The organism is Campylobacter sp. CFSAN093249, from assembly GCF_011067895.1.
GTDB classification, from domain to species: Bacteria; Campylobacterota; Campylobacteria; order Campylobacterales; family Campylobacteraceae; genus Campylobacter_D; species Campylobacter_D jejuni.
This window is the reverse complement of record NZ_JAAMWM010000005.1, coordinates 155,634-178,757: the sequence shown is the minus strand read 5'-3', so window position 1 is coordinate 178,757 and position 23,124 is coordinate 155,634. Positions and strand designations below refer to the sequence as shown.

Below are 23,124 nucleotides of genomic sequence, written 5' to 3'. Positions count from 1 at the left end.
TAATGAAAATAGCAATTGTTCGTTTGTCAGCACTTGGTGATATTATCCAAAGTGCCGTGGTTTTGCAATTTATCAAAAATTTTAAAAAAGATATAGAAATTCATTGGTTTGTAGATGAAAAATTTGAAGGCATACTTAAAAACCATCCTTTAATAGACAAACTCTATGCCCTGCCCTTAAAAGACAAAAAAATTTTAAAAAGCCTAAAAATTCTTCTTAAAGCAAGAAAAAACAACTATAATGTAGTAATAGATCTACAAGGGCTTATAAAATCTGCTATTGTAAGTCGAATTTTAAGTAGAAATAATTTTGGTTTTGATAAAAATAGTCTTAAAGAAAGTTTTGCTCATAATTTCTACAACCAAAAACTTGAGTTAGATTACAATGAAAATGTATTTGTAAGATACTTAAGTCTTACCTCCTTTATGTTAAATACTGATTTTAATGTCAAAAATTTAGCCTTTAAACAAGATATTTTTAGCGTAGATGAAAATTTAAAACAACTCTTAAACAATAAACTCAAGCTCGACAAAAACGAAAAAAACATACTCATACATGTGGGTTCAAGTGTAGAAAATAAAATCTATCCTAAAACCAAACTTGCTATACTTTGCAAACTTTTAATCAATGAATTTCAACAAACAAAAATTTGGCTCGCTTGGGGAAATGTAAAAGAATACGAATTTGCTAAAGAGGTTTTAAATCTTAGTGGTATTGATGAAACACATATAGAATTAGCGCCAAAATTTAATCTTGAAGAGCTAATGGCTTTTACAAAAATAATGGATCTTATCATAGGAAATGATAGCGGTCCAACACATTTAGCTTTTGCTTTAAATAAAGCATCTATTACGATTTTTGGTGCAACACCAAGCTACCGCAATGCTTTTCAAACTCATATCAATAAAATCATTAATACAGGTAAAAAAATTCAAAATGCCAAGCATATCGATAAAAGTGATTTTTGTATCACGCGTATAGAAGAAGAAGATATCTTCAAACTTGCCAAAGGCTTACTTAATGAAAAATAGTGATAAAATATATCTTAGTCTTTATTATATTTTGAAATTTTTTGTTACTTTTATGCCTGAGTGTATCTTGCATTTTTTAGCTTTGATTGTAGCAAGAATCGCTTTTCATCTTAACAAAAAACACCGCAAAATCATCGATACAAATTTGCAAATCTGTTTTCCTCAATACACTCAAAAAGAACGCGATAAATTGTCTTTAAAAATTTATGAAAATTTTGCTCAATTTGGAATTGATTGTTTGCAAAATCAAAACACCACTAAAGAAAAAATTCTCAATAAAGTAAATTTCATCAATGAAAATTTTCTTATAGATGCTCTAGCTTTAAAGCGTCCTATTATCTTCACAACTGCACACTATGGAAACTGGGAAATTTTAAGCCTTGCTTATGCAGCTAAATATGGTGCAATTTCTATAGTAGGGAAAAAGTTAAAAAGTGAAATTATGTATGAAATTTTAAGCCAAAGTCGCACCCAATTTGACATAGAACTTATCGACAAAAAAGGCGGCATAAGACAAATGCTAAGCGCTCTAAAAAAAGGGAGAACTTTGGGAATTTTAACTGATCAAGACTGCGTAGAAAACGAAAGCGTAAGATTAAAATTTTTTAACAAAGAAGTGAATTATCAAATGGGAGCAAGCCTTATCGCACAAAGAAGCAATGCTTTGATCATCCCTGTTTATGCCTATAAAGAAGATGGTAAATTTTGCATAGAGTTTTTTAAAGCAAAAGATTCTCAAAATGCAAGCTTAGAAGAACTGACACTTTATCAAGCGCAAAGTTGCGAAGAAATGATTAAAAAAAGACCTTGGGAATACTTTTTTTTTCATAGACGCTTTGCAAGTTATAATCAAGGAATATACTCATGAATATTTCAATAGTAATACTAACTTTTAATAGTCAAAAATATCTTCAAGAAGTATTACAAAGTGTTAATTTTGCCAATGAAATTATTTTAATAGATAGCGGAAGCACAGATGATAGTCTAATAATAGCAAAAGCTTTTAAAAACATCAAAATTTTTCATCAAGATTGGCTTGGTTTTGGAAAGCAAAAACAATTTGGAGTTGAAAAAGCAACTAATGATTGGATATTTGTTTTAGATAGTGATGAAGTTTTTACTGAAGAATTAAAAGAGGAAGTATTACAAATAATTAAAAATCCATCATTTAAAGCATACAAAGTAGCAAGATTAAATTTTTTCTTTGGAGAAGCAATAACAAAAATGGGGCTATATCCTGATTATAACATAAGACTATTTCATAAAAAATATGCCAAATTTAATGAAAGAGAAGTTCACGAAAGCATAATCTGTCAAGAAAAAATAGGGAAATTAAAACATCATTTTTTACATTATGCTTATGAAAATATCGAGCAATTTATAGATAAACAAAACAAATACTCAAGTCTAAATCCTAAAAAAAATAACCTTCTTAAAGCTTTAATAAATCCTTATTGGACTTTTTTTAAACTTTATTTTGTAAAATTAGGTTTTTTAGAAGGCAAAAGAGGTTTTATCATAGCAAAGCTTTATGCACAATATACTTTTTGGAAATATATTAAATAGGAGTGCAACAATGAAAGGCATTATTTTAGCTGGAGGTAGTGGAACTAGGCTTTATCCTAGCACATTAACTTTATGCAAGCAACTTTTACCTATATACGATAAACCAATGATTTATTATCCTATGTCTGTTTTAATGCTTGCAAAAATTAAAGAAGTTTTGATTATTTCTACTCCAAAAGATATTGATAGATTTAAAGAGCTATTCAAAGATGGTTCTTTTCTTGGAATGCAAATTCAGTATAAAATTCAAGAGCGTCCAGAAGGTTTAGCGCAAGGACTTATTTTGGCGCAAGATTTTATTCAAAATGATGATATTGCATTAATTTTAGGAGATAATATTTTTTACGGACAAGGCTTTAGTGATATTTTGGAAAATGCAAAAGATGACTTAAAAAAAGGGTTTGCTAGTATTTTTTCTTATCATGTAAAAGATCCAGAAAGATTTGGAGTGGTAGAAATGGATCAAAATGGAAATGTTTTAAGCCTAGAAGAAAAACCCAAAAATCCAAAAAGCAACTATGTGGCAACTGGTTTATATTTTTATAATAATGACGCTATAGATATTGCAAAAAATATAAAACCAAGTGCAAGAGGAGAACTTGAAATAACAGATGTAAATATAGAATATTTAAGGTTAAATAAGCTAAAATCACAACATTTAGGAAGAGGTTTTGCTTGGATTGACACAGGAACTCACGATAGTCTTATAGAAGCTAGTTCGTTTGTGCAAACCATAGAATTAAGGCAGGGTTATAAGATTGCCTGCTTAGAAGAAATAGCCTACAATAACAACTGGATAGATAATGAAACCCTAGAAAAAAGAGCATTGTTACTTTCAAAAAGTAATTATGGTCAATATTTATATAAAATACTTAGTCAAGGAAAATAATGTATATTTTAGTTACTGGCGGAGCTGGTTTTATAGGTAGTAATTTTTTATTATATTTTTTTGAGAAAAATCCAGATGCTAAAATTATAAATTTAGATTTTTTAACATATGCTAGCAATATATCAAATTTAAATAAATTAAAAAATAATCCTAATTATGTATTTATTCAAGGAGATATAAGTGATGTTTTTTTGGTTAATGAAATTTTCAGCAAATATAAAATAAATGCGGTTATAAATTTTGCAGCAGAATCACATGTAGATAATTCTATAAAAAATCCAGATATTTTTATAAAAACAAATATATACGGAACTTGGAATTTATTAAACTCAGCTTATAAAACTTGGTTTCTCGAACCTTTTCTTAAAAAAGACGAATTTAAACAAAGTTTCTTTTATCAAATAAGTACAGATGAAGTTTATGGATCTTTGGGAGAAAATGGAAAATTTACAGAAGATAACGCTTATGCTCCAAATTCCCCTTATTCAGCTTCAAAAGCAAGTGCTGATATGCTTGTTAGAAGTTATCATCATACTTATGGATTAAATGCTGTTATTTCTAATTGTTCTAACAATTACGGACCTTTTCAGCATGATGAAAAACTTATACCTACCATAATAAGAAATGCATTAAATAACGCTCAAATTCCAATATATGGAGATGGTAAGAATATAAGAGATTGGCTATATGTAAAAGATCATTGCGTGGCTATAGAAAGTATTTATAAATATGCTTTTGAAAAGATAAAAGAAAATAATAGCTTTTTTGATGTATTTAATATAGGAACAAATGAAGAATGGCAAAATATAGACATAGCTAATAAAATTTGTTCTTATTTAGATAATGTATTGCCAAAAAATACTTCTTATAAAGAGCAAATTACTTTTGTAAAGGATAGAGCAGGTCATGATAGAAGATATGCCATAGATCCGACAAAATTACAGAGGGTTATAGGTTGGAAAGCACAAGAAAATTTTAATAGCGGTTTAGATAAAACTATACAATGGTATATTAAAAAATACAAGGGTTAAATTTGAACTATACAATATTAAAATTCAAAACCATAAATAGTAAAAATTCAATATTAAATGTCCATCAAAAAGATGTAAATTGTCCATTTGAAATTAAAAGAATTTTTTATATATATGATTTTTTAAATGATTCAATAAGAGGTGATCATGCTAATTTAAATTCAGAATTTATTTTTATAGCTTTAAATGGAAGTTGCGAAATTTTAATAGACGATGGACAAACAAAACAAAAAATAATATTAAATGATAAAACCAAAGGCTTATATATAGATAAAATGATATGGAAACAAATGTATAATTTTTCTAAAGATTGTATTTTATTGGTATTAACAAATACTTATTATGATGAAAAAGAGTATATTTATGATTATAAGTATTTTTGTGAATTAAAAAATAATATAGGGCGGCGGGGGGGGGTATGCTATAAAAATCATGCCTTAAAAGTGGCATGAAAAATTATAAAATTTTAAAGTTAGATGCCATAAAAGATGATAGAGGTAAATTAGTAGCTTTAGAAAGCAATAAAGAAATTCCATTTGAGATAAAAAGGGTGTATTATATATTTGATACAGATCCAAATTTTCCAAGAGGAGCACATGCACATAAAAATTTAGAGCAAGTGCTTATAATGATGAGTGGTTCTTGTGATATAATACTAAATGATGGAAAAAATTGTGAAAAAATTTGTTTAAATCGTCCTGATATGGGTCTTTATATAGGTAAAAATATGTGGAGAGAAATGAAAAATTTTTCTTATGGAGCAAAATTGCTAGTTTTGGCAAGTGATTTTTATGATGAAAAAGAGTATATAAGAAATTATGATGAATTTTTAAGGAATATTAATGATACATAAAATGTCAGATGTACAAAGTAGTAATATAGGTAAAAATACAAATATATGGCAATTTTGCGTAGTTTTACCTAATGCTAAAATAGGAGATAATTGCAATATATGTTCTCATTGCTTTATAGAAAATGATGTTGTGATTGGAGATGATGTTACGATTAAGTGCGGGGTTCAAATATGGGATGGTATAACAATAGAAGATAATGTTTTTATAGGGCCAAATGTAACATTTTGCAATGATAAATATCCAAAATCAAAACAATATCCAAAAGAATTTTTAAAAACTATAATTAAAAAAGGCGCGAGTATTGGTGCTAATGCGACAATTTTACCAGGTGTAATTATAGGAGAAAATGCAGTGATAGGGGGGGGGGCTATCGTTACAAAAGATATTGCAGCCAATACAACTTATTATTGCAAAATTATTTCAAAACAATAATTTTTTACAAGGATTATGCAAATGAGTGATTTTTGCATAATTGGAAAAAATATTAATATGTATTTAGTTGATGACGAAGATGCTGGATTTATTTTTGAACTCAGAAGTGATGTTGTAAAAAATAAATTTTTAAACAAAATAGATAATGATATAAAAAAGCAAAGAGAATGGATTAGATTATATAAGAAGAGAGAAAAAAATAAAAAAGAATTTTATTTTACAATCAGAAATAAAAATAATGAAAAGTTAGGCCTAGTTAGATTGTATGACTTTATTGACGATTCTTTTTGCTGGGGAAGTTTTATAATAAAACATGGGGTTGCCTTTTATATATCCATAGAGGTTGTTATGAATGTGTATGAATTCGCATTTTATAATTTAGGTTTTAATGCTAGTCATTTTGATGTAAGAAAAGATAACGATAGAGTTATAGCCTTTCATAAAAAATTTGGTGCTAAAATTATTAAAGAAGATATTGATAATTTTTATTTTAACATTTCAAAACAAGAATATGAAATTGCAAAAGAAAAATATAAGAAATATCTATAAATAGTCTAAAATATTATTAAAATCATTTTTCAAAAAAAGATATAAACCTTGATCATAGAAATTAATTTTAAAAAACAAGTTTTGAAACACATAATTAAATTCGAGCATTTATTTTTCAAGAATATCAACTTCCCATTATCAATAATAGTAAAATTATTAAATCTATTTTAGTAAACGAATTTATAGGATATAATGTCTTTCAAGAATTTGAAAACTATTTTATAATTTCAGGTATTGATGGATTTAAAATTATCGCTCAAAAATTAAATAAGTTATAATATTACAAGGATAAAGTAATGGCAAAAATTTCCATTCTAACCCCATGTTTTAATCATGAAAAATATGTGAGTTATTTTTTACAAAGTGTTTTAGAGCAAAGTTTTAGTGATTTTGAGCTCATTATAGTAGATGATTGTTCAAGTGATAATAGCACAAAAGAAATTCAAAAATTTAAAGATCCAAAAATAAAACTTATAAAACATGAATTTAACAAAGGTATAAATGCGACATTAAATACAGCTTTTGAAAACTCAAATGGAGAATACATAGTATTTTGCGCAAGTGATGATATATTAGAAAAAAATGCTTTAGAAATTATCTATAAAACATTTAAAGATAATGATATTATAGCTGTATATCCAAATTTGATTTGTATAGATGAAAATAATGAAATTTTAGGGAACTTATATCCATTAAAACAAAGAAATAAGGTAGAATTATTATATTATTTATTTATGCGATACAACTGCTTAACATCAGTTGGATTATCTTTAAAAAGAGATGTTTTTGAAAAATTATATCCTTTACCAAATTCAATGTGCAACTATCAAGATATGAAGATGCATATTGATATATTAAATATTGGCGAAATTAAAATACTTGAAACACAACTTATAAGATACAGAAGAACTAGAGACAAAACAAATATAAGTGCTCATAATAGCATCACAACAACTCGAGAAAACCTAGAAACAGAAATGCTCTTAGATACTTACTTAAAATTTGATAATATATTTTTATTAGAGCAAATTTTTCATAAAGAAGTAAATAAAACAAATATAAAACCTTATCAAGAGACATTGCCTTTTTTTTTAGGAATAATGGCTTTAGAATCTGACAACATATATAAAAAATATTGGGGTTATCATAAAATAATGGAATTTTATAAAAATGATGCCAATGCTAAAATTTTATATGAAAAATATAATTTTACATTTAAAGACTATCTACAATTAGCAAAAAAATGCGATACAGGGGATATTTTTATAAAAAAATATAGAAAATATAAAAAAATTTCCAATTTTTTAATAATAGTATGTTTCTTTCTAATATTATATATTATAATTATAACGATTTGCTAATATGGAGTTAAAATGGAAAAAAATCCTCTAGTTTCAATAATAATACCTTGCTATAATGCTGAAAATTTTATAGAAAATTGTATAAATTCTATAATTAATCAAACATATATAAATTATGAGATTATATGTGTTGATGATGGATCAACAGATAATACATTAAAAATATTAAAAAATTTATCAATAAATAATTCTAGGCTCAAAGCTTATTCTATTAATCACACTGGCATTCCATCGGTAGTTAAAAATTACGGTTTAAAATTAGCAAAAGGAGAATTTTTGCTTATATTAGATAGTGATGATATGATAACTGAATATTTTCTAGAAAAAGGTATAAAATATTTTCAAGATAATCTGGTTGATATAATATTATATCCAGTTAAATTTATGTTTTCAAACAATAACTATAAAATCATAGGAGGCATATATAATAATAGTCTAAATATATCCGATGTAAACTATTTAGGAGCTACAAATAAAATAATATCAGGTAGAGATGCATTTAGATTTAGTATTTATAATAAATTAATAGGGTTCCCGTTTTATAAAAAAACGATTGATAAAATAATAAATTTTAATGAAGAAAGCTTTAATGGGGATGAATATAGTTTCCGAGAGCACCTATTGCAAGCAAAAAAAATAGCTTTTATTGATACTGAGTTCTATGTTTATAATTTTAATCAAGAAAGCATTACAAAAAAAATAGGTGTTCATCATTGGGATACTTGGAAAACTTGGTTTAATCTTGAAAAATTAGCACAAAAGCATAATTATGAAAAAAAATTAATAAAAAAAATTAATAAAATAAGATATAGTATATATTATGAATTATGTATTAAATTTAATAAAACTGAATATTTGTTTTCACAAAATGAAAAAAACATAATCTTAAACAAAATATTAGAAAATAAAAATCACTTATCCAGAATCAATAGTATATTTGATTTTTTATTTTATAAATGCAAAGACGAAAAAGGTAAATATATAAAATTCATAAACAAATATACTTTTTACTATAAAAAAATAAAGGGAAATAATGTTTTTTTTGAATTTAAAACAAATAAATGATAGGTTTAACACTGAATTTATAACAAAATTTAAAGAAATTCTAGAAAGTGGTTGGTATATACTTGGAAAGCAATGTGAAAAATTTGAAAATAATTTTGCAAAATATTGTGGGGTTAAACATTGCATAGGCGTTGCAAATGGGCTTGATGCTTTAAGATTGATCATAAAAGCTTATGACTTTAAAGAAAATGACGAAATCATAGCTCCTGCAAATACATACATAGCATCAATTTTAGCTATAACTGATAATAAATGCAAACCTATACTAATAGAGCCTGATATCAATACTTACAACATAAATCCTGATTTAATAGAAGAAAAGATCACAAAAAAAACTAAAGCTATCATGGTTGTTCATCTTTATGGTCAAGTTTGTGATATGGAAAAAATTCAGTTGTTAGCTAATAAATACAATTTAAAAATTATAGAAGATTGTGCTCAAGCACATGGCGCTATTTATAAAGATAAACGAGTTGGAAATTTGGGAGATGCTGCCGGTTTTTCTTTTTACCCTGGTAAAAATTTAGGTGCTTTAGGGGATGCTGGGTGTATTTGCACCAATGATGATAATTTTGCATCCAAAATTAGAGCTTTAGCAAACTATGGCTCTCATAAAAAATATGAAAATTTATATATAGGATTAAATTCTAGATTAGATGAGATACAAGCTGCTTTTTTGGATATAAAATTAAAATATTTAGATGAAGACAATAATAAAAGAAAAAATATAGCAAATTTTTATCTACAAAATATAAAAAATGAAAATATTATATTACCTAGTAATAAATTTGATCATGTTTGGCATCTATTTGTAGTCAAAACAAAGCTTAGAGATGAATTACAACACTATCTAAATAATCATGATATTCAAACTATTATACACTATCCTATCCCTCCCCATAAGCAAAAATGCTATAAAGATTTAAATCATTTACAACTACCCATAACAGAAAACATCCATCAAGAAGTTTTGTCATTACCTATATCGCCAACCATGAAAGAAAATGATTTTAAAAAAGTGGCTGATATATTAAATAAATGGAAAGTCTGATAGATTGCCCTCTCCATTTTATTCGCTTATTCTTTAAAAAATTCAAGAAATTTTTTATAGTATTCCCAACTATTAATAATATCTGGTCTATGCTCTTTTATATGTTGCAATTCATAATCCAAAATATTTTTAATTTTTTTTCCTAAATCTTGATGCTCCTTTAAATAATTTAAAACATCTTCTTCTTTTACCATATTTTCAAGTCTTTCATTCGCTTTTTTCTCTAAAATAATCATAAATTTTTCAAAATATTCTCTAAGATCATTGATTAAAGCTTTATCATCTTTAATAATGGTCCAATTTTTATTTTCTATATTAATCGAAATTTTATCAAATAACTTGCTTTTTGTATTTACAAGTTCTTTTTTTATATCAATTAAATCATCTTTTATCTCTTTATAATACTTATCATTGTCTAAAAATACTTTATTTTCATCAGATACTATTATCAAAATATCATTATTGACAATAAATCTATAAGGTAGTAAATAATACAATTCGTTCCAAAATTTCTGCTTAAATTTATATTCATCATTATCATTTGGTTCTTTAAAATTAAGCTCTTTAGCAAGAGTTTTTATAGTGGCAAATGCATTATCTTTTGAAATTGATTTCGTGTCTACATATAATATATTTTTGTTTTTAATCAAGTTTATATTTGAAAAATAGCTAAAACTTAGCTCTTCGTTTACGATAAAATAGATAGATGATAAATCAGGTTTTTTAAGATTAGCATTATATCCATTTTTATCTGTATATCTTATTCTATCTAAATTTTCAAATATATCTTCATTTATATAAAAATTTTTTAATTCATTTTTACCAAGTTCTTCAATCTTATAAGAACCATGATTAACCATTGTTTTTAATCTAGATATAGGATCTCTTGTCAAAATTACAACAGGCTTATTTTTATTTAAAATTTTACTTATATGCTTATATTTTGGCTGCATACTTTGATACCAAGCTATTTCTACATAATAATTTTTTTTATTAAAATTCTTATATTCTTTATAATAACTATAATTATTCTGATATAAGACAAAATCATCTAATTCGCAATATTTTAAAAAACTTTTAAAAGCCCAATGCCCACTTACACCATAGCTAAATAATATAAATTTATAATCATCTTTTAAAGGTTTACAAAATTTTAATAAATAAGGAGTAAAAATATTGATATTAAATTTTTTCTCATATTTAGTGTATATTTTATTTTTTTTATATTTTATAAATTCAGCTATTCCTTGCTGTTTGATTATTTGTATGGATTTCGATTTTTTCATTGATTTTCCTTTATATATTTTTTTAAATATAGCAATTTTTCTTTAGTTACCATATCAGGTGATATTATATCTTTATATTCTTTGATACTAAAATCATCTATGGGAATTAATTCTATCTTATTTTTATCTAAGCTTCTCTTAAAATATGGAAAATGATAGTTTAAAAATTCTGTTTGATAAATTTTTAACTTTTTTATATCCAAATACTCTATACAATACCTATCTTCATGCATACTTTCTGCCCATTTAAGATGATTATTTTTTATCAACCATTGATCATTACTCTTGTTATTCAAGATATTATTGATACTCTTATACTTTACTATAAATACCTCAGCTCTATCATCATCTTTATAATAAAAATCTATTCGAGAATAACAAAGTATATCATAGTCTTTTTTTTAGGTATATAAAAACTTTTGTATAATCTTTTAGCATCATACATATGATCAACATCTATTTTTATAAGCCATTCTCCTTGTGGAATAAAGCTTGCAACATAATTATAATAACTATAAAGTTTATTTTCTTCACTTTGTGGATTTTCAATTTGTACTTCATAAGGATATTTTACTGGTATAAAAGAAGGATACTGTTTGCAAAATTCTAAGATTATCTCTTCGCTTCCATCATTGCAATCATTATATCCTATAATCCCACTTTGTATAGCCGGAAGTATACTTTTTAACGAAGCTTTCAAAGTTAATGCTTCATTTTTTACTCTTACATAAGCCCATGGATTTAAAGGTGATGTTGGATTTTTAGATTTTTCGTCAAAATCAAAAAATCCTTTGTGTTTAGATTTTAAATGTGATTTATTTTATAAAAATGTTCATTATCATATTTTTCTATATTATCTACTATATCTTTTGGAATATACGAATTTAAATTATCAAGTTTTATTTGCATAAATTGATTGAGTAATTTTTCTCTAATTATTGCCCTTATATTTTTATTTGGTATAAACAAGCATGCGATCTTCGCTAAATATTTTTTTAAATAATACGGATAATATATCATTGTCATAACCTTTTTTATTTATATTATAGTATAATTTTATCTTATAAATTATTATGATAGGTTTTTATTTATGAAATTTTTTATAATCAATTTAAAAATAGCCAAAGATAGAAAAGAATATATGCAGAATTTATGTTTAAAGCATAACTTAGATTATGAAATCATACAAGCTGTTGATGGAAAAGAGTTGGATAGTGATTTTGTAAAAAATATTAGTGATTTTTCTTTATCGGAAAAATATTTAGGTAGAACTTTAAGTCTTGGTGAGATAGGGTGTGCTTTATCCCATAAAAAATGTTTTGAAAGAATGTTTGAGTTAAATTTAAATGAGTGTTTGATATTGGAAGATGATGCTTATTTTGATGAAAAATTAAATTATATTTTAAGTTTAAAAGATAAATTTCCAAAAGATTTAGAATTATTCCTACTTGGTCATTATAGACAAGTTTATTTAGACGATGGATTTCGTATAGAAAGCCCATTTTCTTTAAGATATGATTATAAAATAGATGATTTTTATCATGCAAAAAGATTAGTTGGTGGTGGCAATGGAACCCATGGATATTATATCAATAAAAATGGCGCCTTAAAAATGTATAAATACTTAGAAAAAATAATATTTCCATATGATCATTGTACTAGTAATGATAATATAATAAATGTATATGCTTTATATCCTATTGTTATAACTACTGATGAGATATTTGGAGCCCAAACTTATGTGCAAGATGATAATAAAAGAAGATATAGAAAAAGAAGTAAAATTTCAAAATATATAAAAAAGATAAAAAATAAAATCATATTTTTTATACCTAGTTTAAAAAAATTGAGAAAATATGAATAATTTTGTATTATATAGCTTGTATTTTATTTATTCTGCATTTTTCTTAAATAAACATAGAAGAATTATAAAAGGTAAGATCTTACATCAAAAAGAACATGAGAATATAGCTAATTATTTGGAAAATGCTTATATAAAAAAATACTTTGAAAATAAATTAGATGACATACAGATAAAAAAAACACGGAATATAAATGGTAAAAAAATAATATGGCAATTTTGGTATCAAGGTATTGATAATGCACCTTGCATTATAAAAAAGTGTTTTAAATCTGTTCAAAAATATAAAGGTAATTATGAAGTTGTTTTACTTGATAAAGATAATATAAAAGATTATTTAATATTTCCTGATTTTATTTATCAAAAAATTGATGATAAAAAATTTGGAGAAAAAACGATAACTATTTTTTCTGATTTATTAAGAGTTTCTTTGCTCAATAATTATGGTGGAATTTGGCTAGACGCTGGTATGTTTTTAAGCGGAGAAATTCAAAAAGAAATTTTAGATCAAGATTTTTTTATTTTTCATAGATCTACAAAAAAACCGCAAGATTACAAAAATTGGATAAATTTTAATTATAATTTTTTTTCTTGGGATGAGAAATTTAAAGTTAATATTGTAAATGGTTTTATATTATCAAATAAAAATAATGAGATTATGAAGATAATGCAAGATATATTGATTAATTATTGGAAATATGAGAATAAATTAGTATATTATTTTATGTTTCAAATATTGTTTGACACCTTAAAGAAAAAGTATTTAAATTTAAATTTATACATAACAAATGATACAGATATTCATCTCTTGCAATATCATGCAAAAGATAAATATAGTGATAAATTATGGAATGATATAAAAAATAAAACAAGCATACATTCATTAAAAATTTTTAAAAAAATTAGAAAACATTCCATGATAGATAAAATATTATTTAAGGATACAATATGATCGATAATGAAATTACGATAGTAACAGCTTTTTATGATATAGGTAGAAAAGATATTAAAAATTTTGAAAGAGATAATGATAAATATTTATCTTATTTTGAATTTTTAGCAGGTATCAAAAATAAAATGATTATATACACCCAAGAAAATATAAAGGAAAAAATTTTAGATACAAGAAAAAAACATAATTTAGAAGACAAAACCATAATAATAACCAAAGAATTACAAGAATTTGATGAGCAAGGTTATAAAAAAATAATAGATACTTTTAAAGATTATAATCAAGGTATAAATAGAAAAAATCCAAATAATATAGAATGTATTTCTCCTATGTATTGCTACCTTATGTATTTAAAACCTTTTTTTGTATGTGATGCTATAGAAGAAGGTTTGACTAATGAGAATATAATGTGGCTTGATTTTGGTTTTAATCATGGTGGAGAATTTTTTATAGATAAAGAACAATTTAATTTTTTATTAGAAAAACAAAATGGTATAGATAATGATAAGATTAATTTTTTTTCTATAAAAGATGATGACAGGCAAACTTTAGCGAGTATTTATTTTTCTATGGAAACTTTTATAATGGGTGGTTTAATATTTGCAAATTATAAAAAATGGCAAATTTTTAAAGACGATTTGAAAAAATCTTTAGATTGTTTTAGCTCACTTGGAATGATTGATGATGATCAAATAATGCTTTTATGGTGTTTTAGAAATTATCCACAAAATTATAATGCTATAAGAGTTTATTTTTGGTTTGATTGTTTATATTATTTTATACCGCAAAATATAGCAAAAAAATTAAAAATAAATACAAATCAAATTAAGTATTATAAAATAATCAAAGAAAAATTAAAAGAAGATTTTAATAATAAAAATATAAAAAATACATTTATAAATTTAATTAAATATTGCTATTTTAAATTTATAAATAAAAATCATAAAGTATTATAAAGCTAAATCTTATTTGCTCTCATACATAAACTCTTTTCCTCTCTCTCCAAAACTTCAAATAATTTCTGATGAAATTCATCAAGTAAAAACTCTTTGGATAGTCTTTTTATGATTTCATTACTTTTCTTTTTATCTTTATAATTTTGATTTAAAATTTCTTTATTTTTATTCTCATATCTTCCATTTGGATTAAATTCATAATGATAAATGCAAGTTTTAAAAACAGCTATTTTCTCACAAAACATAAAATAAACATAACAAAAAAGCACATCTTCGCCATAACTTAAACGCTCATCTATTTTAATTTTCTCAAAACTTTTTAAGATGATATCTTTTCTAAAGCACTTCGCCCAAACCGACCAGCAAAAATGCCTTTGTTTACTTAAAAAATCTAAAAATTCCTTTTGATTAAAAACTTCATCTTGTTTAAAACGATAAAATTGTTTGGTTTTTACTCTATGCACAAAGGCATCAAAACAAAGCAAATCAAAACCTTTTTTCATCTCTTTAAATGTTATTTCACAAGCATCGAGTGTTAAAAAATCATCACTATCTAAAAACATTATAAAATCAGAACTAGAATGCAAAACCCCCAAATTTCTACTTGCAAAAGTGCCTAAATTTTCTTCATTTTGAAAGATTTTTATCCTTGGATCTTTTTTGGCAAATTCTAAAACCATATTTAAACTATTATCTTTACTTTTATTATCGATAATCAAAATTTCAATATCTTTTAAAGTCTGATTTATACAACTTTGTAAAGCTCTTGAGATAAAATCGCAAGAATTAAAAAGCGGGATTATGATAGAAAGTTGTGGCATATTTTTCCTAAATTTTGTTAAAATAATAAAAACAATTCTATCAAAGTTTAGGAAATTTATGAAAATTTTTATACACCTTCCCACTTGGCTAGGCGATGCGGTGATGGCTTCACCTGCTTTATACGTTATAAAAGAACATTTTAAAAATGCTCAATTTATCCTTTATGGATCTTTGGTTTCCACAGCACTTTTTAAAGAATTTCCTAATTCTAAAATCATCATAGAAAATAAACTATCCCGTTATAAACAAGCTCTATCTTTACGCAAAGAACTTGGTAAGATCGATTTTAGCTTTGCTTTTAGATCTGCGTTTTCTTCTAAGATTATCTTACATATTCTTAAAACAAAACAAAGATATTTTTTTGACAAAAACAAGCACAAAGAAGAACATCAAGTTTTAAAATACCTTTATTTTATAGAAAACTCACTTAGTATAAAAGCTCATTTTAAAGACTTAAAGCTTCCCTTTAAGCTAAAATTTCAAAACCCTCTTGTCTTAAAAAATCGCAAAAAAATTCTAGGACTCAACCCTGGCGCAAGCTTTGGAAGTGCAAAAAGATGGGATGCGAGTTATTTTGCTAAAGTAGCTTTAAATTTCAACCAAAGTCATGAGATTTTAATCTTTGGTGCAGGAAAAGTCGAACAAGAACTTTGTAATGAAATTTATCAAATTTTAAAAGAACAAAACATAAAAGTAAAAAATCTTTGCAATAAAACCACCATCAAAACCCTTTGTCAAAATATTGCTTTTTGTGATCTTTTCATAACAAATGACAGTGGTCCTATGCACCTAAGTGCGGTTTATAAGGTAAAAACCGTGGCTATTTTTGGCCCTACGAAATTTACTCAAACTTCACCTTGGCAAAATCAAAACGCAAAATTAGTACACTTAGATCTAGCTTGTATGCCTTGTATGCAAAAAATCTGCCCTTTAAAACACCACAAATGCATGAAAGATTTAAAGCCTCAAAGGGTTATAGAAGAAGCTAAAAATTTACTTAAAAACCCTCATCTATAATCTGACAAAGTGTGTGTATGATTAAAATGTGCATTTCTTGAATTCTAGCCGTATCATCGCTTGGCACAACAAGATTATGATCACAAAGCTTATTCATCATTCCACCGCCCTTTCCACTAAGCCCTAAACAAAGCATATTAAGTTCTTTTGCTTTTTTAAAAGCTTCTAAAACATTGAGACTTTTTCCACTGGTTGAAATGCCGATTAAAACATCATTTTCATTTCCTAAAGCCTCCACTTGTCTTGAAAAAACAAACTCAAAACCATAGTCATTTCCTATAGCACTAAGCGCTGAAGTATCGGTTGTAAGCGCTATACCTGCTAAAGCCTTGCGTTCTTTTTTATAACGCCCACTAAGTTCAGCTGCAAAATGCTGTGCATCAGCTGCACTTCCACCATTTCCGCAAATTAAAATTTTACCACCTTTTTTAAGACATTCACATAAAAGCTCGCCTATTTTAGCGATTTGTCCTTTTAAAATTTCACTTTCTTGAACGATTTTTTGATGTTCTTGCCATTCTTTTTCTACTAAATTTATCATTTTTTATCCTTAATCTTTTCTATAATCTTACTCGTACTAAATCCTTCTTCAAAATCGATTAATTCAACTCTTGAAATCAAATTTGAACCTACAACAAGCTTATCTTTATAATCAGCTCCTTTAACCAAAATATCAGGCTTTAAAAAGCTTATAAGTTCTAAAGGTGTGTCTTCATCAAAAATCACTACAAAATCTACAAAATAAAAAGCTGCCAACATACAAGCTCTTTGAAACTCTGAATTTACAGGACGACTCTCACCTTTGAGTCTTTTCACACTCGCATCTGAGTTCAAACCTACAATCAAAACATCGCCCAATCTTTTAGCTTTCTCAAGATATTTTATATGTCCAAAATGCACGATATCAAAACAACCATTTGTAAAAACAATCTTTTTATCATTTTGTTTTAAAAGCGTTAAAAGCTCTTCTTTATTTTTGATCTTTTTCTCAAAACTCATACTTTTAAAACTTCTAATCTCATCAAAACTCACACTCACACTACCTATTTTACTTACTACAACGGCTGCAGCTTCATTGGCAAGTTCACAAGCTTTAAAAATTTCAATTTCATTTGCCAAACAAAAAGCCAAAACGGCAATCACACTATCGCCCGCTCCTGTTACATCATAAACTTCTAAGGCTTTAGCAGGTGCGATTTTTAAACCCTCATTAAAAAGCGCAATCCCCGCTTCTGAAAGAGTGATGATAGAATAACGCAAAGAAAAATCTTCTTTTAATTTTTTAATCCCTTTTTCTAAATTTTCACCCTCTAAATTTTCAAATTTCAAAGCTTCTAAAGCTTCTTTTTTATTAGGCGTGAGCAAGGTTGCACCGCTATATTTACTAAAATCACTCCCTTTAGGATCAACTAAAACAGGGATATTTAAAGCCTTAGCCTTTTTTATCACAGCCTTACAAACCTTAGGCGTTAAAATACCCTTAGCATAATCGCTTAAAACCACAGCTTTAAAATCTTTAATCTTTTCATCAAACAAAGCAATAAGCTCATTTTCAAGCAAAATCTCACTTATGTCTTCTTCATCTAGTCTTAAAACCTGCTGATTGTGTGCCATAATGCGATTTTTAAAAGGGGTTTTGCGTCCTTTTTGGATCAAAAATTCTCCTTTTAAATTTTCTTGTAAAAATTTCCCACTCTTATCATCACCCACAACACCAAGCGCAAAAACATCAGCCCCTAAACTTTTTAAATTTGCATAAACATTCGCAGCCCCGCCTAATCTTTTATCTTCCTTAAGAGTTTTAGCTACCAAAACAGGGGCTTCAGGACTGATACGCGAACAATCACACCAAGTGTAATTATCCACCATAAAATCCCCTATAATTAAAATTTTAGGTTTTTGCTGGCTTAAAAACTCAAGCATTTACTTCCTTTTCAAAAAGTCTTTTTATCTCATCTAAATAATCTTTAATCCCCTCTTCAAGACTAAATTTTGGCTGATAATCCCAAGTTTGATCTAGTTTTGCTTCAGTATGGAATTGATAAGATTTTACATAAGGATTTGGGATATATTCACAAGGCAAATCAGTCTTTAACTCTTTTTGCAAAATATCAACTATATCTTGAAAGGTTCTTGCTTTACCACTGCCTACATTATAAACCCCGCATTTTGAATCAAGGGCGATTAAATTGGCATTAATAACATCTTTAATATAAGTAAAATCTCTATAAATTTGATCACTTCCTTCAAACAATCGTGGATTTTTTCCTGCTAAAATTTGATGGCCAAATTGCAAAACCATAGAAGCGGTTTTGTTTTTATAAAATTCGCCTTTTCCATAAACATTAAAATATCTAAGTCCTACCAAATGAGCTTTATCGTAATATTTTTTCGCTAACTTATCCATCATCAATTTTGAAAAAGCATAAGGATTTTTTGGCTCTTCATCTTTACCTACAGTTTGTGGACTTTTTGCATCACCATAAACCGAAGCTGAACTTGCATAAATAAGCTTTGCATTAAGATCTATGCTAAGTTCTATAAAATCTTTAAAAGTATTTAAATTGGTTTGTAAAACCTTAGTTTGATCAAAAACTGTAGTGTCTGAAATTGCTGCTTGATGAAAAATAATCTCTGGCTTAAAATCTTCAATCTTTTTTAAAACTTTTTCATCGTTAATATCACCTGCAAAAAGTTCTCCATCAAATTCAAGTAAATTTTTAAAATGTCCAAAACTTTGTAAATTTCCATTTTCAAAAGTCGCACTGCTACGCATTTTATCAATGATTAAAATTTCATGTTTTTCTTGCAAATTTAAAGCCAGTTGCGAACCTATAAATCCTGCACCACCTGTGATTGCTACTCTCATTTAAATGTCCTTTTCTTTAAAAAAACTCAAAATTTCTTTTAAATTTTTAAATTGTCCAAAAAAATCGCCTTCTTTTTTTTCTTCATTTACTAAAACCAAAGTGCCAATATTAGCATTTAACCCTGCTTGCATATCGCTTAGATTATCTCCGATAAAAATAGAATTTTTCATATCTAAATTAAACTCATCTTTTGCTTTTAAAAGCATTCCTGCTTTAGGTTTGCGACATTCACAACCTTCTAAATGCGGACAATGATAAATTTTATCAATTTTTATACCTTGTTTAGTAAATTCTTTAAGCATATAATCACAAAGCTTAAAAAAATCACTTTCCTTATAATATCCTCTTGCAATGCCTGATTGATTTGTCGCTATAAAAAGCAAATATTTTTTAGCTAAAAAATATCTACAAAGTTCAAAAATTCCATCACAAAATTCAAAATCTTCTATTTTATAGACATATTTTTTATCTATATTAATCACACCGTCTCTATCTAAAAATAATGCTTTTGTTTTCATAAAAAACATTATAATATAGCTTTTTTGAAAAGAAAATAAACATTATCTTTATTTTCTTAAGATTTTTATAAAAATAAAGATATATAATATCTGGCAATCTAATTTTTACTGAGGAGAAATCAAATGAAAAAATTATTAGTAGTTTCTGCTTTGGCATGTCTTGGTGTTTCTGCTTTTGCTGCAGATGGTGCTACACTTTTTAAAAAATGTGCAGTATGCCATGGTGCAAATGCTGACAAAGTTTACTTAAACAAAGTTCCAGCTTTAAAAACTCTTTCTTCTGCTGAAAGACTTCAATACATGAAAGAATATTCAGAAGGCAAAAGAAATGCTTATGGTCAAGGTGCGATCATGAAACTTAACCTTAAAGGTTTAACTGAAGAAGATTTTAAAGCTATTGAAGCTCATATTGAAACTTTAAAATAATTTCTAAAAAAGGCTTTCCTTTTTAAGAAAGCCTTTTTTTATCCAAAGCTTCTTTTTTACGCCTTTCTAATTCTATAGCATCACGCAAAGAATCCTCATCATCATTTAAAGTAGTAAATTTATAATCATCATCAAATTGCTTATTTTTAATCCCCCAAAGCAAAGTTGCCAAAATGATAAAAAACGCTAAGATAGAAACTCCTATCATCATCATGATTATACTATTCATTCTTTAATCCTTAAAGCATTTAAAACAACTATTATACTACTAAAAGACATAGAAATAGCAGCAAATAAAGGATTTATCATACCCAAAAAAGCCAAAGGTATGGTGCAAGCATTATAAAACAAAGAAAAAGCAAGATTTTGCTTGATAATTTTAAAGGTGTTTTTAGATAATTTGATGGCTTTTTTTAAAGAAAGCAAGTCATTTTTCAAAAGCAAAACATCACTACTTTCTATAGCTAGATCACTTCCTTCTCTTAAAGTCATTGAAACACTTGCGTATTTTAAAGCTAGTGCATCATTTACCCCATCACCTACAAATAAAACTTTGTAATTTTTACTTAAATTTTCTATAGTTTTCATCTTATCTTCAGGCAAACAAGAAGCTTGATAATTTTGAATTTCTAACTTTTTAGCGATTTTTTCCACTGCTTTTTGATGATCGCCACTGAGTATCATTAATTCTTTCTTTTCTTTTTTAAGATAAGCGATAAGCTCTTTTGCACCTTCTCTTAAAACACTATCAAACTCAAAAAAAGCTAAAATTTTACCTTCCTTGGTAAAAATAAAATGCGTATTATCAAATTCTTTAGCCACAACACCCTTTTCTTGCAAAAATTTAGAACTTCCGCCTAAAAGCAACCCTTCATTTAACTCAGCACTTAAACCTTTAGCTTGAATACTCGAATGCTTTTTAAAATCCAAATTTAAATCCTTAGCTCCTTTTTGCTTTAAATACGACGCAATATTTTGAGATATAGGATGTTTAGAAAGTTTTACAAAATTATAAAGCTCATTTAAATCAAGCGCTTTATCTAAAAAAACCTCTTTAAGTTCAAGCTCTATTTTGGTTAAAATACCCGTTTTATCAAACACTACACAATCACATTTGCTTAAATCTTCTATCACGCTAGAACTTTTAAACAAAATATGTTTTTTCAAAGCTCTACCTAAAGCTACAAGATTACTCACGGGCGTTGCTAAAGCCAAAGCACAAGGACAAGCGATAATCAAAACTGCAATCGCATTAACTAAAGAAATTTCAAAACTCTCTTCCTTATAAAAAAACCAAAAAGCAAAACAAATAAAAGCAATCAATAAAACCGTTCTAGAAAAATAAGCCAAAAGACTATTAACCAAACTTTCAAGTTTTGCTTTTTTAGAGCTTGCAAGTTCTAAAAGCTGGATAATTTGACTGAGTTTTGAATCTTTGTAAAGCTTTGTTGCTTCATACTCCACACTTCCATCAAGCACTATACAAGCTGAAAAAATTTCATCTTCTTTTTGTATGAGTTTTGGGGTATTTTCTCCATTTAAAGAAGAAGTATCTACGCTCATTTCACCACTTTTACAAATCCCATCGATTAAAATTTTATCTCCAGTTTTAAGCAAAATTCTATCCCCCAAACAAACCTTTTGCACTTCTTTAGAGACAAATTCTTTACCATTGAAAACCAAAACTTCATTTTGCAAAAAATCATTAAGCCCATCTATAGTATCTAAAGCACGCTTTTTGCTAAACATCTCAAGATATTTACCTATAAAAACAAAGCAAATTATCATCGCCACAGAGTCAAAATACACTTCCCCTACCCTAAAAAACATGGCCCATAAAGAATAAACATAAGCCAAACTCGCTCCGCTAATCACCAATACATCCATATTTAAACTATGCATTTTTAAAGTTTTAAAAGCACTTTTATAAAAATGAGATCCCGTATAAAAAAGCACAGGAGAACAAAGGATAAATTCAGCAAAATTTAAAATATCCTTAGTGTCCTTATCCATACCGCTAAAAAATCCTGCGTATTTTGCCACTGCTATCCACATGATATTCATCACACAAGCTATAGCCACAACAAGCTTAGAATAAAATTCCCTTTTTAGTAAATCCGCTTTTTTTGAAGCCTTGCTCACATCATAAGCACTCGCTTTATAGCCTATGCTTTCAATAAGTCTTAAAATTTGCACCAAAGAAATGCTTTGCTCATCAAAAACAATGCGTGCTTTATGGTTTAAATGATTAATATCAAGTTCTAAAATTCCTTCTTGTTTGGTTAAAATTTTCTCATTAAGCCACACACAAGCTGCACATTCTATACCGTGTATCATGAGATAAATTTCACTAAATCCTTCTTTGGTTTTAGTGATAAACTCATCATAATTTTTCATTTCATTTTGAAAATTTACAGGGCTTAAAGTTTGATTTCCAAGCTTTTCATAAAACTCATCTAATCCACTTTCATGCAAAATTTCCCAAACGCTCTTACAACCTTTACAACAAAAAAATTTACCCTTATACTCTATCATTTGGGCTTGTTTATAATCAAGTTTGCAATGTTCACATTTCATAATCATTCTT

24 protein-coding genes and 2 pseudogenes are annotated in these 23,124 nt (G+C 26.6%); 17 read left to right on the top strand and 9 right to left on the bottom strand.

Going from position 1 to position 23,124, the window contains the following annotated elements; genetic code table 11:
* Nucleotides 1–2 precede the first annotated feature (2 nt).
* From waaC to wlaRG, 12 genes are all read left to right on the top strand, one after another.
* The gene (gene waaC / locus FBF10_RS04745; protein ID WP_020247040.1) at nucleotides 3–1,031 is read left to right on the top strand and encodes a lipopolysaccharide heptosyltransferase I; all 1,029 of its coding nucleotides are present in this window, start codon (nucleotides 3–5) and stop codon (nucleotides 1,029–1,031) included.
* Nucleotides 1,021–1,899 (top strand): lipid A biosynthesis lauroyl acyltransferase HtrB, encoded by an 879-nt coding sequence (gene htrB / locus FBF10_RS04740; RefSeq protein ID WP_052789826.1) that lies wholly within the window; start codon nucleotides 1,021–1,023, stop codon nucleotides 1,897–1,899. The genes waaC and htrB overlap by 11 nt, the downstream gene beginning before the upstream one ends.
* Nucleotides 1,896–2,597 carry a glycosyltransferase family 2 protein gene (locus FBF10_RS04735; protein ID WP_002869594.1) on the top strand — a complete coding sequence of 234 codons (702 nt, stop codon included), beginning with the start codon at nucleotides 1,896–1,898 and terminating at the stop codon, nucleotides 2,595–2,597. The genes htrB and FBF10_RS04735 overlap by 4 nt, the downstream gene beginning before the upstream one ends.
* A 10-nt stretch (nucleotides 2,598–2,607) precedes the next feature.
* Nucleotides 2,608–3,486, top strand: coding sequence for a glucose-1-phosphate thymidylyltransferase RfbA (rfbA, locus tag FBF10_RS04730; RefSeq protein ID WP_002869595.1), 879 nt, complete (start codon nucleotides 2,608–2,610; stop codon nucleotides 3,484–3,486).
* On the top strand, nucleotides 3,486–4,517 hold the full coding sequence (gene rfbB, locus FBF10_RS04725; protein WP_002860226.1) for a dTDP-glucose 4,6-dehydratase: 1,032 nt from the start codon (nucleotides 3,486–3,488) through the stop codon (nucleotides 4,515–4,517). The genes rfbA and rfbB overlap by 1 nt, the downstream gene beginning before the upstream one ends.
* A 2-nt stretch (nucleotides 4,518–4,519) precedes the next feature.
* Entirely contained in the window at nucleotides 4,520–4,969 is a 450-nt protein-coding gene (wlaRA, locus tag FBF10_RS04720) for a class E lipooligosaccharide biosynthesis 3,4-ketoisomerase WlaRA (RefSeq protein WP_002912325.1), read from the top strand.
* Nucleotides 4,966–5,370 (top strand): class E lipooligosaccharide biosynthesis 3,4-ketoisomerase WlaRB, encoded by a 405-nt coding sequence (gene wlaRB, locus FBF10_RS04715; RefSeq protein WP_002860228.1) that lies wholly within the window; start codon nucleotides 4,966–4,968, stop codon nucleotides 5,368–5,370. Before wlaRA ends, wlaRB begins: the two co-directional genes overlap by 4 nt.
* A complete protein-coding gene (locus tag FBF10_RS04710) occupies nucleotides 5,360–5,803 on the top strand; it encodes an acyltransferase (protein WP_020247173.1) in 444 nt (147 codons plus the stop codon). Before wlaRB ends, FBF10_RS04710 begins: the two co-directional genes overlap by 11 nt.
* 21 nt (nucleotides 5,804–5,824) lie before the next feature.
* Nucleotides 5,825–6,352, top strand: a complete 528-nt coding sequence (locus FBF10_RS04705) for a GNAT family N-acetyltransferase (protein ID WP_002869598.1) — start codon at nucleotides 5,825–5,827, stop codon at nucleotides 6,350–6,352.
* Nucleotides 6,353–6,648: 296 nt separating this feature from the next.
* Complete coding sequence (locus tag FBF10_RS04695) at nucleotides 6,649–7,713, top strand: glycosyltransferase family A protein (protein ID WP_002869599.1); 1,065 nt, start codon at nucleotides 6,649–6,651, stop codon at nucleotides 7,711–7,713.
* Nucleotides 7,714–7,725: 12 nt separating this feature from the next.
* A complete protein-coding gene (locus FBF10_RS04690; RefSeq protein WP_002869601.1) occupies nucleotides 7,726–8,778 on the top strand; it encodes a glycosyltransferase family 2 protein in 1,053 nt (350 codons plus the stop codon).
* Nucleotides 8,744–9,829 (top strand): class E lipooligosaccharide biosynthesis aminotransferase WlaRG, encoded by a 1,086-nt coding sequence (gene wlaRG / locus FBF10_RS04685; RefSeq protein WP_025998025.1) that lies wholly within the window; start codon nucleotides 8,744–8,746, stop codon nucleotides 9,827–9,829. The genes FBF10_RS04690 and wlaRG overlap by 35 nt, the downstream gene beginning before the upstream one ends.
* A gap of 26 nt (nucleotides 9,830–9,855) precedes the next feature.
* Here the strand turns inward: wlaRG and FBF10_RS04680 are convergent, their stop codons facing one another.
* Nucleotides 9,856–11,115, bottom strand: coding sequence for a DUF2972 domain-containing protein (locus tag FBF10_RS04680; RefSeq protein WP_002869603.1), 1,260 nt, complete (start codon nucleotides 11,113–11,115; stop codon nucleotides 9,856–9,858).
* A pseudogene (locus tag FBF10_RS08950) lies at nucleotides 11,112–12,135 on the bottom strand (hypothetical protein). The gene FBF10_RS04680 and the pseudogene FBF10_RS08950 overlap by 4 nt, the downstream one beginning before the upstream one ends.
* 70 nt (nucleotides 12,136–12,205) lie before the next feature.
* On the opposite strand from FBF10_RS08950, the gene FBF10_RS04670 reads away from it, so the two are divergent.
* The 3 genes from FBF10_RS04670 to yibB are packed head-to-tail and all read left to right on the top strand — an operon-like array spanning nucleotide 12,206 to nucleotide 14,884.
* A complete protein-coding gene (locus tag FBF10_RS04670) occupies nucleotides 12,206–12,979 on the top strand; it encodes a glycosyltransferase family 25 protein (RefSeq protein ID WP_002869611.1) in 774 nt (257 codons plus the stop codon).
* Nucleotides 12,972–13,928 carry a class E lipooligosaccharide biosynthesis protein WlaTB gene (gene wlaTB / locus FBF10_RS04665; protein WP_002869613.1) on the top strand — a complete coding sequence of 319 codons (957 nt, stop codon included), beginning with the start codon at nucleotides 12,972–12,974 and terminating at the stop codon, nucleotides 13,926–13,928. Before FBF10_RS04670 ends, wlaTB begins: the two co-directional genes overlap by 8 nt.
* Complete coding sequence (gene yibB / locus FBF10_RS04660; RefSeq protein WP_002869615.1) at nucleotides 13,925–14,884, top strand: protein YibB; 960 nt, start codon at nucleotides 13,925–13,927, stop codon at nucleotides 14,882–14,884. The genes wlaTB and yibB overlap by 4 nt, the downstream gene beginning before the upstream one ends.
* Nucleotides 14,885–14,886: 2 nt before the next feature.
* Here the strand turns inward: yibB and FBF10_RS04655 are convergent, their stop codons facing one another.
* Entirely contained in the window at nucleotides 14,887–15,705 is an 819-nt protein-coding gene (locus FBF10_RS04655) for a glycosyltransferase family 2 protein (RefSeq protein WP_002869617.1), read from the bottom strand.
* 58 nt (nucleotides 15,706–15,763) lie between these two features.
* On the opposite strand from FBF10_RS04655, the gene waaF reads away from it, so the two are divergent.
* On the top strand, nucleotides 15,764–16,723 hold the full coding sequence (gene waaF, locus FBF10_RS04650) for a lipopolysaccharide heptosyltransferase II (protein WP_002869618.1): 960 nt from the start codon (nucleotides 15,764–15,766) through the stop codon (nucleotides 16,721–16,723).
* On the opposite strand, the gene gmhA is transcribed toward waaF, so the two are convergent.
* From gmhA to gmhB, 4 genes and pseudogenes are all read right to left on the bottom strand, one after another.
* Nucleotides 16,704–17,264: a D-sedoheptulose 7-phosphate isomerase gene (gene gmhA, locus FBF10_RS04645; protein ID WP_002869619.1), complete on the bottom strand. Its 561-nt coding sequence runs from the start codon at nucleotides 17,262–17,264 to the stop codon at nucleotides 16,704–16,706. The genes waaF and gmhA overlap by 20 nt on opposite strands.
* Complete coding sequence (rfaE1, locus tag FBF10_RS04640) at nucleotides 17,261–18,646, bottom strand: D-glycero-beta-D-manno-heptose-7-phosphate kinase (protein WP_002867399.1); 1,386 nt, start codon at nucleotides 18,644–18,646, stop codon at nucleotides 17,261–17,263. The genes gmhA and rfaE1 overlap by 4 nt, the downstream gene beginning before the upstream one ends.
* Entirely contained in the window at nucleotides 18,639–19,592 is a 954-nt protein-coding gene (gene rfaD / locus FBF10_RS04635; protein WP_002867398.1) for an ADP-glyceromanno-heptose 6-epimerase, read from the bottom strand. The genes rfaE1 and rfaD overlap by 8 nt, the downstream gene beginning before the upstream one ends.
* A pseudogene (gmhB, locus tag FBF10_RS04630) lies at nucleotides 19,593–20,154 on the bottom strand (D-glycero-alpha-D-manno-heptose-1,7-bisphosphate 7-phosphatase).
* An 80-nt stretch (nucleotides 20,155–20,234) separates the two neighbouring features.
* Between gmhB and FBF10_RS04625 the strand changes: the two are divergent.
* Nucleotides 20,235–20,537: a cytochrome c gene (locus FBF10_RS04625; protein ID WP_002852762.1), complete on the top strand. Its 303-nt coding sequence runs from the start codon at nucleotides 20,235–20,237 to the stop codon at nucleotides 20,535–20,537.
* 22 nt (nucleotides 20,538–20,559) lie between these two features.
* Here FBF10_RS04625 and ccoS read toward each other — a convergent pair whose 3' ends face one another.
* Together ccoS and FBF10_RS04615 are read right to left on the bottom strand one after the other, a co-directional pair.
* Nucleotides 20,560–20,766: a cbb3-type cytochrome oxidase assembly protein CcoS gene (ccoS, locus tag FBF10_RS04620; protein WP_002852798.1), complete on the bottom strand. Its 207-nt coding sequence runs from the start codon at nucleotides 20,764–20,766 to the stop codon at nucleotides 20,560–20,562.
* On the bottom strand, nucleotides 20,763–23,120 hold the full coding sequence (locus FBF10_RS04615) for a heavy metal translocating P-type ATPase (protein ID WP_079268904.1): 2,358 nt from the start codon (nucleotides 23,118–23,120) through the stop codon (nucleotides 20,763–20,765). Before FBF10_RS04615 ends, ccoS begins: the two co-directional genes overlap by 4 nt.
* Between the last annotated feature and the right edge of the window lie 4 nt (nucleotides 23,121–23,124).

What these genes read in the sequence shown, in the direction of transcription:
- rfaD (WP_002867398.1), bottom strand. Translation starts at nt 19,592, where the DNA reads ATGAGAGTAGCAATCACAGGTGGTGCAGGATTTATAGGTTCGCAACTG.
- FBF10_RS04695 (WP_002869599.1), top strand. Translation starts at nt 6,649, where the DNA reads ATGGCAAAAATTTCCATTCTAACCCCATGTTTTAATCATGAAAAATAT.
- FBF10_RS04670 (WP_002869611.1), top strand. Translation starts at nt 12,206, where the DNA reads ATGAAATTTTTTATAATCAATTTAAAAATAGCCAAAGATAGAAAAGAA.
- FBF10_RS04690 (WP_002869601.1), top strand. Translation starts at nt 7,726, where the DNA reads ATGGAAAAAAATCCTCTAGTTTCAATAATAATACCTTGCTATAATGCT.
- wlaRB (WP_002860228.1), top strand. Translation starts at nt 4,966, where the DNA reads ATGAAAAATTATAAAATTTTAAAGTTAGATGCCATAAAAGATGATAGA.
- wlaTB (WP_002869613.1), top strand. Translation starts at nt 12,972, where the DNA reads ATGAATAATTTTGTATTATATAGCTTGTATTTTATTTATTCTGCATTT.
- ccoS (WP_002852798.1), bottom strand. Translation starts at nt 20,766, where the DNA reads ATGAATAGTATAATCATGATGATGATAGGAGTTTCTATCTTAGCGTTT.
- FBF10_RS04705 (WP_002869598.1), top strand. Translation starts at nt 5,825, where the DNA reads ATGAGTGATTTTTGCATAATTGGAAAAAATATTAATATGTATTTAGTT.
- FBF10_RS04735 (WP_002869594.1), top strand. Translation starts at nt 1,896, where the DNA reads ATGAATATTTCAATAGTAATACTAACTTTTAATAGTCAAAAATATCTT.
- FBF10_RS04680 (WP_002869603.1), bottom strand. Translation starts at nt 11,115, where the DNA reads ATGAAAAAATCGAAATCCATACAAATAATCAAACAGCAAGGAATAGCT.
- waaC (WP_020247040.1), top strand. Translation starts at nt 3, where the DNA reads ATGAAAATAGCAATTGTTCGTTTGTCAGCACTTGGTGATATTATCCAA.
- FBF10_RS04625 (WP_002852762.1), top strand. Translation starts at nt 20,235, where the DNA reads ATGAAAAAATTATTAGTAGTTTCTGCTTTGGCATGTCTTGGTGTTTCT.
- htrB (WP_052789826.1), top strand. Translation starts at nt 1,021, where the DNA reads ATGAAAAATAGTGATAAAATATATCTTAGTCTTTATTATATTTTGAAA.
- waaF (WP_002869618.1), top strand. Translation starts at nt 15,764, where the DNA reads ATGAAAATTTTTATACACCTTCCCACTTGGCTAGGCGATGCGGTGATG.
- gmhA (WP_002869619.1), bottom strand. Translation starts at nt 17,264, where the DNA reads ATGATAAATTTAGTAGAAAAAGAATGGCAAGAACATCAAAAAATCGTT.
- FBF10_RS04655 (WP_002869617.1), bottom strand. Translation starts at nt 15,705, where the DNA reads ATGCCACAACTTTCTATCATAATCCCGCTTTTTAATTCTTGCGATTTT.
- FBF10_RS04615 (WP_079268904.1), bottom strand. Translation starts at nt 23,120, where the DNA reads ATGATTATGAAATGTGAACATTGCAAACTTGATTATAAACAAGCCCAA.
- FBF10_RS04710 (WP_020247173.1), top strand. Translation starts at nt 5,360, where the DNA reads ATGATACATAAAATGTCAGATGTACAAAGTAGTAATATAGGTAAAAAT.
- rfbA (WP_002869595.1), top strand. Translation starts at nt 2,608, where the DNA reads ATGAAAGGCATTATTTTAGCTGGAGGTAGTGGAACTAGGCTTTATCCT.
- rfbB (WP_002860226.1), top strand. Translation starts at nt 3,486, where the DNA reads ATGTATATTTTAGTTACTGGCGGAGCTGGTTTTATAGGTAGTAATTTT.
- rfaE1 (WP_002867399.1), bottom strand. Translation starts at nt 18,646, where the DNA reads ATGCTTGAGTTTTTAAGCCAGCAAAAACCTAAAATTTTAATTATAGGG.
- yibB (WP_002869615.1), top strand. Translation starts at nt 13,925, where the DNA reads ATGATCGATAATGAAATTACGATAGTAACAGCTTTTTATGATATAGGT.